12 protein-coding genes and 1 tRNA gene are annotated in these 12,042 nt (G+C 66.2%); 7 read left to right on the forward strand and 6 right to left on the reverse strand.

Translation table 11 applies throughout. The features are described 5' to 3' along the window. Positions 1–85: 85 nt before the first annotated feature. Positions 86–850, reverse strand: a complete 765-nt coding sequence (gene pgeF / locus AQZ52_RS03645) for a peptidoglycan editing factor PgeF (protein ID WP_067906539.1) — start codon at positions 848–850, stop codon at positions 86–88. Further along, positions 847–3,468 (reverse strand): aminopeptidase N, encoded by a 2,622-nt coding sequence (gene pepN / locus AQZ52_RS03650; RefSeq protein ID WP_067906540.1) that lies wholly within the window; start codon positions 3,466–3,468, stop codon positions 847–849. Before pepN ends, pgeF begins: the two co-directional genes overlap by 4 nt. Positions 3,469–3,612: 144 nt before the next feature. Here pepN and AQZ52_RS03655 point away from each other — a divergent pair, with 144 nt between their 5' ends. Together AQZ52_RS03655 and AQZ52_RS03660 are read left to right on the forward strand one after the other, a co-directional pair. Continuing rightward, the gene (locus AQZ52_RS03655) at positions 3,613–4,905 is read left to right on the forward strand and encodes a M48 family metallopeptidase (RefSeq protein ID WP_082697533.1); all 1,293 of its coding nucleotides are present in this window, start codon (positions 3,613–3,615) and stop codon (positions 4,903–4,905) included. A gap of 17 nt (positions 4,906–4,922) precedes the next feature. After that, entirely contained in the window at positions 4,923–5,747 is an 825-nt protein-coding gene (locus AQZ52_RS03660) for a Rossmann-fold NAD(P)-binding domain-containing protein (RefSeq protein ID WP_205626438.1), read from the forward strand. On the opposite strand, the gene AQZ52_RS03665 is transcribed toward AQZ52_RS03660, so the two are convergent. Further along, positions 5,657–6,595, reverse strand: coding sequence for a DMT family transporter (locus AQZ52_RS03665; RefSeq protein ID WP_067906542.1), 939 nt, complete (start codon positions 6,593–6,595; stop codon positions 5,657–5,659). The genes AQZ52_RS03660 and AQZ52_RS03665 overlap by 91 nt on opposite strands. Beyond that, positions 6,592–7,608: a threonine aldolase family protein gene (locus AQZ52_RS03670; protein WP_067906543.1), complete on the reverse strand. Its 1,017-nt coding sequence runs from the start codon at positions 7,606–7,608 to the stop codon at positions 6,592–6,594. Before AQZ52_RS03670 ends, AQZ52_RS03665 begins: the two co-directional genes overlap by 4 nt. A gap of 83 nt (positions 7,609–7,691) precedes the next feature. On the opposite strand from AQZ52_RS03670, the gene AQZ52_RS03675 reads away from it, so the two are divergent. After that, a complete protein-coding gene (locus AQZ52_RS03675; RefSeq protein ID WP_067906544.1) occupies positions 7,692–7,982 on the forward strand; it encodes a GNAT family N-acetyltransferase in 291 nt (96 codons plus the stop codon). Positions 7,983–8,210: 228 nt separating this feature from the next. Here the strand turns inward: AQZ52_RS03675 and AQZ52_RS03680 are convergent, their stop codons facing one another. Then, positions 8,211–8,924, reverse strand: coding sequence for a LuxR C-terminal-related transcriptional regulator (locus tag AQZ52_RS03680; RefSeq protein WP_067906545.1), 714 nt, complete (start codon positions 8,922–8,924; stop codon positions 8,211–8,213). A gap of 376 nt (positions 8,925–9,300) precedes the next feature. Then, positions 9,301–9,375: transfer RNA gene (locus AQZ52_RS03685), tRNA-Thr, on the reverse strand. A gap of 126 nt (positions 9,376–9,501) precedes the next feature. Here AQZ52_RS03685 and AQZ52_RS03690 point away from each other — a divergent pair. The 4 genes from AQZ52_RS03690 (at position 9,502) to AQZ52_RS03705 (ending at position 12,042) form a co-directional block, all read left to right on the forward strand. Next, positions 9,502–9,687 carry a hypothetical protein gene (locus tag AQZ52_RS03690; RefSeq protein ID WP_067909383.1) on the forward strand — a complete coding sequence of 62 codons (186 nt, stop codon included), beginning with the start codon at positions 9,502–9,504 and terminating at the stop codon, positions 9,685–9,687. An 89-nt stretch (positions 9,688–9,776) separates the two neighbouring features. Continuing rightward, complete coding sequence (gene gpmA, locus AQZ52_RS03695) at positions 9,777–10,463, forward strand: 2,3-diphosphoglycerate-dependent phosphoglycerate mutase (RefSeq protein WP_067906546.1); 687 nt, start codon at positions 9,777–9,779, stop codon at positions 10,461–10,463. Positions 10,464–10,493: 30 nt separating this feature from the next. After that, positions 10,494–10,982, forward strand: a complete 489-nt coding sequence (gene purE / locus AQZ52_RS03700) for a 5-(carboxyamino)imidazole ribonucleotide mutase (protein WP_067906547.1) — start codon at positions 10,494–10,496, stop codon at positions 10,980–10,982. A 4-nt stretch (positions 10,983–10,986) separates the two neighbouring features. Continuing rightward, positions 10,987–12,042, forward strand: coding sequence for a 5-(carboxyamino)imidazole ribonucleotide synthase (locus AQZ52_RS03705; RefSeq protein WP_067906548.1), 1,056 nt, complete (start codon positions 10,987–10,989; stop codon positions 12,040–12,042).

Consider the following 12,042-nt stretch of genomic DNA (forward strand, 5'->3'; position numbering starts at 1 on the left):
GTCGCGCTGATTTCCCGCCTTCGCGGGAATGACGCAGGGGGCGATATCGACCAAGGGGCTGGAGCGACGAAGGGGCGCTTGAGGATCAGCGCAATCCGATGAGCGAGATCTGGCGCCCGTAGCCTGCCTCACCGGCATGGGTGGAGCGGCGGAACGAATAGAAGCGGTTCGCCTGCGAATAGGTGTCCTCGCCCAGCATGGCGACGGTGCCGACGCCGAAGCCGGCAAGGCGGGCGGCGACATAGCCTTCGAGATCGAACCATGTGTGCCCGGCGCGGCCGGCGCGGAAAAAGCGGGCGTTTTCTGCACCTTCGTCCGTGAAGCATGCTTCGAAGGCGGCGTCCACCTCGTAGCTTTTTTGCGCGATGCAAGGACCGACAACGGCCGCGATGCGCGCGCGGTCCGCGCCGAGGGCCTCCATCGCGGCGACCGTGCGGTCGGTCACGCCGCCGATGGCGCCCTTCCAGCCGGCATGGGCGGCACCGATCACGCCCGCTTGCGCATCATGGAACAGGACCGGTGCGCAATCGGCGGTGAGCACGCCGAGGAGCAGGCCGGGCACGTTCGTGACGAGCGCGTCGGCCCTGGGCCGATCGGCATCCCCCCACGGCGCGGAGACTGTCACCACATCGGGCGAATGGACCTGGTAGCAGGTAAGTAGCTGCGCGCCCGGCAGCACCGCTTCGCCTGCGCGGCGGCGGTTTTCCGCGGTATGAGCGGGATCGTCCTCGCTGTAGCTGACATTGAGCCCGGCGTGGAGGCCGGTGCTCACCCCGCCGCGCCGGCCAAGGAAGCCGTGCGCAGCCCCGGCGAGCGCCGGATGGGTCAGGGCTTCGACCGGTTCGCTCATCCTTCCAGGCTCTTGCTCACTTGCTCGCGCACATCGCGCGAGAGGCCGGGAGCGGCGGCGATGCGTTCGAGTTCGGCGCGCATCAGCGCGGCGCGTGTCGGCTCGATGCGGCGCCAGCGGCCCAGCGGAGGGACAAAGCGCGCCGCGACATTGCCGTTGATCGGATCGAGCTTGAGGATGAGATCGGCGATCATCCGGTAACCCGCGCCATCCGCCGCATGGAACGCCTGCGGATTGGCGGCGAAGGCCATGTAGAGCGCGCGCACGCGGTTGGGGTTCGTCAGGGTGAAATCAGGGTGCGCGGCCAGCGCGGTCACGTGCGCGAGCGTATCGGGGTGGAGTGCGCTGGCCTGGATCGAGAACCACTTGTCGATCACCAGCGCATTGCCGGCAAAGCGCGCGTGGAAATCCGCGAGCGCCGCGCGGCGAGCTTCGTCGCATTCCGCTGTGCCGATTCCGGCGAGGACCATGAGCGCGCCCTGCCGGTCGGTCATGTTGTCCGCCGCATCGTACTGCGCCTTGGCGCGGCGCGCTGCTTCGACCGGATCGCTGGCGGCGAGGTAGACGAGCGCCTGAGTCTTCAATTTGCGCGCGCCGCGGGCTGCGGCCTCGAGGCTATAGGGCACGGCGGTGCAGCGGTCGTGGAGCGCTTGCCACGGGCCGGCAAGTTGGCTGCCGAGCCAGCGCTTGAGCGCCTCGCGCTCGGCATGGATGCGCGATGGGTCCGCCTGGGCGAGCTGCTCGGCGATATAGCCCTCGCCGGGGAGGATCAGCAGTTCGCCGCGCATGAGATCATCGAGCGCGGCATCGGCAAGCACCGAGGCATAGACATCGCGGATCGCGGCAAGGCCTTCGCCGCGCGCTTCGTCGGGGAGGTCCCCCGAGACAGCGGCAACGAGGTGGCGCACCATGAGTTGCTGCATCGCTTCGTAGCGCGCGAAGGGATCATCGTCATGCGCGGCGAGGAAGACGAGATCGGCGGTCTCCATGGGCAGGTCGATGGCGACGGGGGCGGAGAAGCCGCGATTGATCGAGAGGACAGGCGGCGCGGTAAAGCCGGGGAAGGTGAAGGTCTGTTCGGGTTCGGTGAGGACAAGGAGTTGCTCGCCACGGTGCTGGCCCGTCGCGCGGTCGAACAGCGCGGTGCGCAGCGGGATGACCATCGGCTGCTTGTCCGGCTGGCCGGGAGTGGCGGGCACGGTCTGGCTGAGCACGAGCGTGGCGGTATCGCCCGCGTGGGTGAGCGTGGCGGTGACGCGGGGCGTGCCGGCCTGCTCGTACCAGCGGCGGAATTGCCCCAAATCGAGCTCCGCGCCGTCCTCGATCGCGCGGACGAAATCCTCGCAGGTCGCCGCCTCGCCATCGTGGCGGTCGAAGTAGAGATCGGTGCCGCGGCGGAAGCGTTCGGGGCCCGCCAGCACGGTCATCATGCGGATCACCTCGGCGCCCTTATTGTAGACGGTCGCAGTGTAGAAGTTGCTGATTTCCTGATAGGCATCGGGGCGGATCGGGTGCGCGAGGGGGCCTGAATCCTCGGGGAACTGGGCAGCGCGCAGGATGCGGACATCCTCGATCCGCTTGACCGGGGCAGAGCCCATGTCGGCGCTGAACTGCTGGTCGCGAAGCACGGTGAAGCCTTCCTTGAGGCTCAGCTGGAACCAGTCGCGGCAGGTGACACGGTTGCCTGACCAGTTGTGGAAATATTCGTGCGCGACGACGCCTTCGATGGCGTCATAGTCGCCATCGGTTGCGGTTTCCGGGTCCGCCAGAATGTAGCGCGTGTTGAAGACGTTGAGGCCCTTGTTTTCCATCGCGCCCGCGTTGAAATCGGCGACGGCGACGATGTTGAACAAGTCGAGGTCGTACTCGCGGCCATAGACGTCCTCGTCCCAGCGCATCGAATCGATCAGCGCCTTCATGGCATGCCCGGTGCGCGTCTCGTCTCCGGCGCGGACGTAGATGGCAAGGTCCACACGGCGGCCCGAGCGGGTGGTGAAGCTGTCACGCGAGGCGACAAGATCGCCCGCGACGAGTGCAAAGAGATAGGACGGCTTGGGCCAGGGATCGTGCCATTCGGCCCAATGTGTGCCGTCGGCGTTGTCGCCCGACGCGACCGGATTGCCGTTGGAGAGAAGAACAGGGAAGGCCGCCTTCTCGCCCGTCATCCGCACCGTGTACCGGCTGAGAACGTCGGGCCGGTCGGGGAAGAAGGTGATGCGGCGAAAGCCTTCCGCCTCGCACTGGGTGCAGAGCATGCCGCCCGAGGCGTAGAGGCCCGAGAGCTGGGTGTTGGCAGCGGGGTTGATCTCGGTCTCGATGGTCACCGTGTGCCGTTCGCCGGGCAGGTCGATGATGAGGCTGTCGCCGTCCATGTACCAATCGTTGTGCGCAGTGCCGTCGATCAGAACGGACTTTGCCGCAATCCCGTCGCCATCGAGCCGCAGGGGACCGGACGCTGTGCCGACGCGCTGGACCTCCAGATCGGCGCGCACGTGGGTGGCGGTGAGGGAGAGCGCGAAATCGAGCGCGATTTCCGGCACGAGCCATTCGGGAGGGCGGTAGTCCGCGCGGTGGATCACGGGGGCGGGGACGGCGGGCGTGCTGGACAGATCAGTCATGGCCCCAATGTAGGGAGCCTGCGCCCGCGGGGAAGCGCAAAATCCGCAGGTCCAAAAATGTTCCCCGCAAGAGCGCTTGACGCGGCGGCGAGCGGCTCGCACCCATGCGCCTCGGTAGTTGGCAAGGGGACAGGGTCGCACACCATGCCGCAGATGAGATTGTTTCTGTTTGCTACGCTCGGGCTGCTGGGGGCCTTGCCGGGTCTTGCCCACGCCGCCGCCGCGTTTGACGTAGACCATGCAACCCGGCTCTGGCTGGCGACGCTGAGCGCGCCGGCACGGGCGCGGTCCGACGCCTACTTCGAAGGCGGAGAGTGGCTGGCGTTGTGGAACACCGTATTTTCGGTCGCGCTCTGCTGGTTCCTTCTGCGCGTGCGGCTGCTGCCGAAGGTGCGCGGCGCGATGCACCGGCGCGGGTGGCGGCCGTGGCTGGGCGTGCTCGCCTGCGCGCTGGTCTTCATTGCCGCTGATTCGTTGCTGAGCCTGCCGTGGACATTCTACACCGCGTATTGGCGCGAGCGGCAGTATGGGCTGATGAATCAGTCGGTCCTGGCCTGGCTGGGCGATCAGGCGATCGGCTTCGTCCTCGGCGCGGTACTGGGGAGCGTGCTGCTGCTGGTGATCTACGCGGTGATCCGCAAGTATCCGAAACATTGGTGGCTGATCGGGACCGGGGTGGTCGGCGCGGCGATCGCGTTCCTCGCGCTGATCACGCCGGTGTTCATCGTGCCGCTTTTCAACACCCAGTCCGAACTGCCGGACGGGGCGGTGCGGGCGCGGGTGGTGGCGATGGCGAGAGCCTACAACGTGCCGTCGGAGCATATCTATCTCGTCGACGAGTCCCGCCAGTCTGACAGGATTTCGGCTAATGTTTCGGGCATCGGTCCCACGATCCGCATCTCGCTCAACGACAACCTGCTCAAGAAAACCAGCGTCGCGGAAACCGCGGCGGTGATGGGACATGAGCTGGGCCACTATGTGCTGGGGCACGTGTGGCGGACGATCGTGGTGCTGACGCTGCTGATGGGGCTGCTGCTCTGGCTGGCCTCACGCATCGCGCCGGCGATGATCCGCTATGGCGGGCAGCGCTGGGATGTCCGCGGGCTGGCCGATCCGGCCTCGCTGCCGGTTCTGGCGGGGGTGCTGAGCGTGCTCACGTTGCTGGCGATGCCGCTGACCAACACGCTCATCCGGATCGACGAAAGCGAGGCCGATGCCTTCGGGCTGGCCGCGGCGCGCGAGCCTGACGGGTTTGCCAGTGCCGCGATGCGGCTTTCGGCCTATCGAAAGATTGCGCCGGGCCCGCTCGAGGAAATGCTGTTTTTCGATCACCCCTCGGGCCAGACGCGGGTGCGCATGGCGATGCAGTGGAAAAAGGATCATGTCCCGGGCGCGACCGAAGTCGTGCCGCCACCGCTGCCGGATCCCAAGCCGTGAAGCTCTTCATCTTCGGCATGGGATACACGTCCAAGGTGATCGCGGCGCGGCTGCGCGCGGCAGGCTGGGCAGTGGCAGGCACGGGCCGGGAGGGAACCGTGCGGTTCGAGGACCGCGACGCCGTGCTCGCGGCGCTGGCCGGGGCGAGCCATGTGCTCTCTTCGGTCCCGCCCGCACGCCAGGGCGGTGATCCCGTGCTCGAGGCCTATGGCGAAGCGCTGGCGGCAGCGCCTGCCAGTTGGCTTGGATACCTCTCCTCAACCGGGGTCTATGGCGATACCGGCGGCGCATGGGTGGACGAAACCGCCGAAGTCGGCACCGGGCGGCGTTCGGCGCGGACGGCGGCGGATCTGGCGTGGCAGGATCTGGGCGCCCGGGTGCGCGTGTTTCGCCTCCCTGGCATCTATGGCCCCGGACGCAGCGCCCTTGACCGGGTGCGCGAGGGCGCGGCGAAGCGCATCATGCTGGAGGGGCAGGTGTTCAGCCGGGTCCATGTCGAGGACATCGCCTCGGGCGTGGTCGCGGGGATGGCGGGCCCTGCAGGCGTCTACAACCTCGGCGACGACGAGCCTTCGAGCCAGAACGCGGTGATCGAGGAAGCGGCGCGGCTCATGGGTGTGGCCCCGCCGCCGCTGCAGACGCTGGAGGAAGCTGCGCTCTCGCCCATGGCGCTGGCGTTCTATGCCGAGAACCGGCGGGTGGCGAACGGCAAGGCGAAGCGCGTGCTGGGCTGGAAGCCGGCCTATCCGACCTACCGCGAGGGGTTGCGCGCCCTCAGCGCCACGACCAGGCCGATCATCGCCAGCGCTGCGCCCGAACCGGCAAGCAGCGACCAGCGATAGCCCTCGAACACGGTCGATATCAGCATCGCCACGACGGGGACGAGCACGCCGTTGTAGGCGGCGCGGCCCGGGCCGAGCGCGCGCAGCAGCCCGTTGTACATCGGGAACGTGACGACGGTGCCGACGATGGCGAGATAGGCGACTCCGCCGGCATAGGGGAGCGTCCAGTCGAAGCGGGGCGGCCCGGAAATGACCCAGGCGATGGTGCCATCGACCGTTGCGCCGATGAGCATGGCCCATGCGAGCAGGGTCGGCACCGGCTGGCCGCGCGCGGCAGGGCTGGCCTGCACGACATTGCCGACCGAGGCGAACAGCAGCGCGGTCATCACCATCAGGCCGCCGATGATCACCTTGGCGCCCATCACGGCGTTTTGGGCCAGGGCGAGCCGGTATTCGTGGAGCATCAGGAGCGCGATGCCGACAAGCGCGATGGCGGTTCCGGCGAGGAAGCCGCGGGTGATGCGCTGGCCGAGGAAGATCCGCGAGAGCACCGTGTTGGGGACCAGCAGCAGCGCGAACAGCACCGCGACGAGGCCTGAGGTGATGTACTGCTCCGAGCGATAGACGAACTGGAAATTGAGGCTAAACACGCTGCAGCCCATGACGGTCGCCACAATCAGGCCCTTGCGGTCGGGCACCAGTGGCAGGCGCTGGAGCAGGACGAGCGCAAACATGCCAAGCGCGCCGCCGGTAAAACGCCAGGTGACCGACCAGCTCGGAGGCACATCGCCCAGCTGATACTTGATCGCGATCCATGTCGAGCCCCAGATCAGCGCGGTGATCAGGAAAGGGACGAGGATGCGAGCCTCGAGGAAGCGTGCCTCGCCGGGCCTGTGCTCGGTGCTCATAGCGCGGCCAGAGCGCGGGCGAGCGCTTCCACTTCCTGCGCGGGGCTGCTCCACGCGGTGACGAAGCGCGCCGCCCCGGGGGCACCCGGCGGTGGGGCCCAGTCGTAGAAGTCGAAGCCTTGCGCGCGCAGGGCAGCCTGTTCGGCAGGGGAGAGGATTACGAAGATCTCGTTGGCTTCCACCGCATGGATGAGCCGGTCCGGGCAGGCGGCCGCGATGGCCTGCCCGGCGGCATTGGCAGCGCGGGCGTTTTCCAGCCAGAGATCGCCTTCGATCATCGCGAGAATTTGCGCGGCAAGGTAGCGGCCCTTGGATTGCAGATGCCCGGCGCGCTTGCGGCGATATCGGACGATATCGACCAGATCGGGCGCGAAGAAGACGATCGCTTCCGCGCTCATCCCGCCATTCTTGACGCAGCCGAAGGTCAGCGCATCCACGCCTGCGCGGACGGTGACTTCGGCCGGGTGGCAACCGAGATGCGCGACGGCATTGGCAAACCGCGCACCGTCCATGTGCAGGCCGAGGCCGCGCTCCTTCGCCAGCGCGCCGATTGCCGAGACTTCGCCGGGGGCATAGACCCGGCCGCATTCGGTGGCCTGGGTGATCGAGATCGCGTGCGGCTGGACCTGGTGGACGCCGGGACGGATCGCATCGAGTACGGCGCGGGTTGTCTCGGGTGTCAGCTTGGCGCCATCACCTTCGGCCAGCAGGAGCTTGGCACCGTGCAGGAAGAAGCCGGGCGCGCCGCCCTCGTCCATTTCGATATGCGCCTCGCGGTGGCAGACCACGCCGCCATGCGGGGGCACCATGGCCGAGAGCGCGAGGCAATTGCCTGCCGTGCCGGTCGCCACCCACAGCGCGGCACAGGGCGTGCCGAACAGATCGGAGAACGCCGCATCAAGCCGTGCAGACAGGGCATCGCCATCATAGGCAGTGTCGGGCGCGTCTGCTGCCTGCATCGCGGCCCAGATACGGGGGTGGACAGGCGCGGCGTTGTCGGAGAAGAACTTCATGGGCGAACCCCTTAACCGCCATGGAACCTCCGGGGAAGGGCACTTGGGGGGGGGAGGGAGCATACCCCGGGAGGCAGACAGCTATGGACGAACCGGCCATCACGCTCATCGATCACGGCGCGGAGGGTGAATATCAGGCGCGCGTGGCCGACAGCCAAGCGATCGGCCGCCTGACCTGGGTGCGCGACGGCGACGTGCTGACCGCCGAGCACACCCTGGTACCGCCCGAGATCGGCGGACGCGGGATTGCCGCCCGGCTCGTTGAAGCGCTTGTCGCCGGTGCGCGGGCGCAGGGCTGGAGGATCGTGCCGGAATGCAGCTATGTCGCTGCCGCATTCAAGCGCCATCCCGAATGGGCGGACTTGCTGGCCTGACGGGCGAGTGGATTGCCGGCGTGGCCAGCTAGGAAGGTGCCGTATGGCGATGTTTCCAGCTAGGCCGGTAAGATCTGCACAATCGATGCAAATCGGGCGTGCCGTTCGGTTCTATCGGCAATCGGAGCTACGCGCTCCTTGGGCCCAAGGGGGCGCCTTGCGCACCATTCACATGTACGCGGAATTGGCTAAGGCCTCTTTAATCAGATTTTAGTACCGGCTTTCAACTCACGGCACCAAATTCAAGCCCTCCGAACCGAGCAGCCATATGCGGACCGCATCACCGGACCTGCGAGCGCCAAGTTTCCCAAACGCCGTCATTTGATGAAATTCGACTTTGCTTGTACTGATTCCCATAGCGCGCCCGATGACCTCGTTGCTGCTGCCTTCAGACATCAGTTTAATGATTTCGGACTCCGGCGGGGTAAGCGACTTCAGTTTTCGATTGGTGATAAGCCAGTTATGTTTGAGTATGAGCAGTCTCTGGCTCAACAACGTCAGCGTCTGCAGTGCGGATTCAAAATTCTCGGCCAGATACGAGATCTTGAAATAATGCATCGCGCCCGCCTGCATTGCGATGGTGACCCGATCCAGCGCAGGGCTTTCGGAATAACCCGCGATTGTCACCGGCACGCCGCGGTCCTTGCATTCTCTGAGGGCCCGGGTGATGTTCTCAACGTCATGATCATCATGGATCAGGGCGACACCCGATGCCGGGCGATAGCTGATGAATTCATCAAGGCCAGAATAGACTTCGCAGTGGTATCCGCACGACGATACCATTCGAAAGAAGTCTGTACGGTTTGACGAATTGCAATCGACAATGTGAACTGTCGGTTTGAGGAATTTTTCATCGAAAATCCGTATGAACTCGCCCGAGCCATTGCTATAGACTTCTGGCAGACGATGCGGTTGCACCGGCCATATTGTGGCCATGTCCATTGTCCCCCCCCCCTTGCGTTCGTGTCTTTGCCCTCGTGAATTTTGTTAATTGTTTGCGCGTAATTTTCCTATCATTTCTACTGAGAATAGTAACTAAGTATAATTATATATCTCGAAAATTATTTGCGCCCCATCAAAGCGTTACGGCACGATTTTCAAAAAATCATTTGATATCAATGAATGGGGACTGTCGTGGGCGGAATTGATCAACGGCCCGGACCAAAAATCAGCCGCACCGGATTAGGAAACTTCTGGAAGCCGGGTGCGGCATCACGCCAGCCGATTGATCGACGCAGCCTGCAAGTGCTGCAGCAGTTTGCGGCAAGCCTGTCAGGAAACCGGGGCGGAGAATGGCAGTGCCCGCACTGAGGGGAAATGGTGCTGCTGGGGAGGATTGAACTCCCGACCTCAGCCTTACCAAGGATGCGCTCTACCACTGAGCTACAGCAGCACACCATTTCCACATGCGCGCCAGTGGCAAAGCCGGGGCGGGCAGGCGCGCGCTTTGGCGGCGGGGCTGGCGTTTGTCAAGGACGGGCTTGCGGGTGCGGCGCACGCACGGCAGAGAGGCGCGGCGATGACTGAAAAGACCTCTGCATCCCAAGGCAGGCCTGAACCGACCCGCGAGGAGCGACTGGCGCTTCGCCTGCGCGAGAACCTGCGGCGGCGAAAGGCGCAGGCGCGGGCGATGGCCGCGCCGGGCGAGGCGGAGGATGCGCAGCCCGCCGGTCAGTCCACTGGACAATCCTCTGGCCAACCCTGATCCGCGCCTCCCACAGCGCCTCTTTCCAAACGGACGGGCGGGCGCTAGGTCCGCGCCTTTCCTTCCTCCGCAGCATTTGAAGGACCACGATGCCCCGCCTGATCCTGATCCGCCACGGCCAGTCGCAGTGGAATCTTGAGAACCGCTTCACCGGCTGGTGGGATGTCGACGTGACCGAAAAGGGCGCGGCCGAGGCTTTTGCCGCAGGCGAGCTGCTCAAGGCCAAGGGCATTCTGCCGACGACGGCGTTCACTTCGCTCCAGAAGCGGGCGATCAAGACGCTGCATCTGGCGCTGGAGGCCGCGGGCCGCATCTGGATCCCGGAAGACAAGGACTGGCGGCTCAACGAGCGGCACTATGGCGGGCTGACCGGGCTCGACAAGGCCGAGACCGCGGCCAAGCACGGTGACGAACAGGTCAAGGTGTGGCGCCGCAGCTTCGATATTCCGCCGCCGCCGCTGGAAGCGGGGAGCGAGTTCGATCTGGCCTCCGATCCCCGCTATGCCGGAATCGCGGTGCCGAACACCGAAAGCCTCAAGGACACGATCGCCCGTGTGCTGCCGTGCTGGGACGAGAAGATCGCACCGGCCTTGCGCGCTGGGGAAACGGTGCTGGTTTCGGCGCACGGCAATTCGCTGCGCGCGCTGGTGAAGCACCTTTCGGGCATTTCGGACGCCGATATCACCGGGCTCGAAATTCCGACCGGGCAGCCGATTGTCTACGAACTCGACGACAATCTCGCCGAGATCGAGCGCTATTACCTGTCGGAGCGTTGAAGCGCTGCGGCGAAGAAGGGGTTGCAGGGGATGAGTGAAGGCGCGCCGAAAGTCGCCATCGTGATGGGCAGCCAGTCCGACTGGGAGACCATGCAGAATGGCGCTGCCGTGCTTGAGAAGCTGGGCGTGGCGCATGAGTGCCGGATCGTCTCCGCCCACCGCACGCCGGACCGGCTGGTTTCGTTTGCCAAGGGCGCCGCGGCCGAGGGCATCCAGGTGATCATCGCAGGCGCGGGCGGCGCGGCGCATCTGCCCGGCATGGTCGCTGCGATGACGCATCTGCCGGTGTTGGGCGTGCCGGTGCAGTCCAAGGCCTTGAAGGGCATGGATAGCCTGCTCTCCATCGTGCAGATGCCCGGCGGCATTCCCGTCGGCACGCTCGCCATCGGCGCGGCGGGGGCGACCAATGCGGCGCTGCTCGCAGCCTCGATCCTCGCGCTCTCCGACCCGGCGCTCAGCGAACGGCTGGTGGCATGGCGCACGGCGCAGACCGATTCGGTCGCGCAGCGGCCGGTCTGAGGCGATGATCGCGCCCGGCGAGACCATCGGCATTCTGGGTGGCGGCCAACTCGGCCGGATGATCGCGCTTGCCGCAGCGAACCTCGGCTATCGCTGCCATGTCTACGCGCCCGAGGCGGACTCCATCGCGGCCGACGTCTGCGCCGGGTTCACCTGCGCGGGCTGGTACGATGCCGAGGCGCTTGCGGGCTTCGCCCGGGCCTGCGCGGTGGTGACCTACGAGTTCGAGAACGTGCCGGTCGCGCCGCTCGCCGCGCTGGGGGATCTGGCGCTGCATCCGGGCACACGCTCGCTGGAGGTGGCGCAGGACCGGGCGGCGGAGAAGAGCTTCGTCGAAGGGCTGGGCGGGCGCCCCGCGCCCTGGGCCACGGTGGACAATGCCGAGGACCTCGCGGCGGCCATCGCCACAATCGGCACGCCGGGCATCCTCAAGACGCGCCGCGACGGGTATGACGGCAAGGGCCAGTGGCGGATCATGACGCCTGAGGACGCAGCCGGGCTCGACCTGCCGCAAGTGCCGCTCGTCTACGAAGGGTTCGTGACGTTCGAGGCCGAGTTTTCGGTGATCCTCGCGCGGGGGGCAGATGGTGACGTGCGCTTCTGGGATTCGGCACAGAATGCACACAAAGCGGGGATTCTCAGCCAGTCGGTGGTGCCGGCAGGCGATGCCGTGCGCGCGCAGGTGGATGCGGCGCGTGCGCTGGCGAAGCAGGTGGCGGACGCGCTTGGCCATGTCGGCGTGCTGACGCTCGAGTTCTTCGCCACCGCCGAGGGACCGGTGTTCAACGAGATGGCGCCGCGCGTGCACAACTCGGGGCACTGGACGATCGAAGGCGCGCTCACCTCGCAGTTCGAGAACCATGTGCGCGCGATCTGCGGGTTGCCGCTGGGTTCGACCGAGCTTTGCGCGGCGGGTGTGGTGATGGACAACCTGATCGGCGACGAAGCGCACGACTGGCCGGCGATCCTGTCCGATCCGGCCAACCATCTCCATCTCTATGGCAAGGCGGCGGTGCGGCCCGGGCGCAAGATGGGCCATGTGACGCGGCTGGTGCTGTAG

Origin of the sequence: Novosphingobium fuchskuhlense, from assembly GCF_001519075.1 — a bacterium.
Classification (GTDB): domain Bacteria; phylum Pseudomonadota; class Alphaproteobacteria; order Sphingomonadales; family Sphingomonadaceae; genus Novosphingobium; species Novosphingobium fuchskuhlense.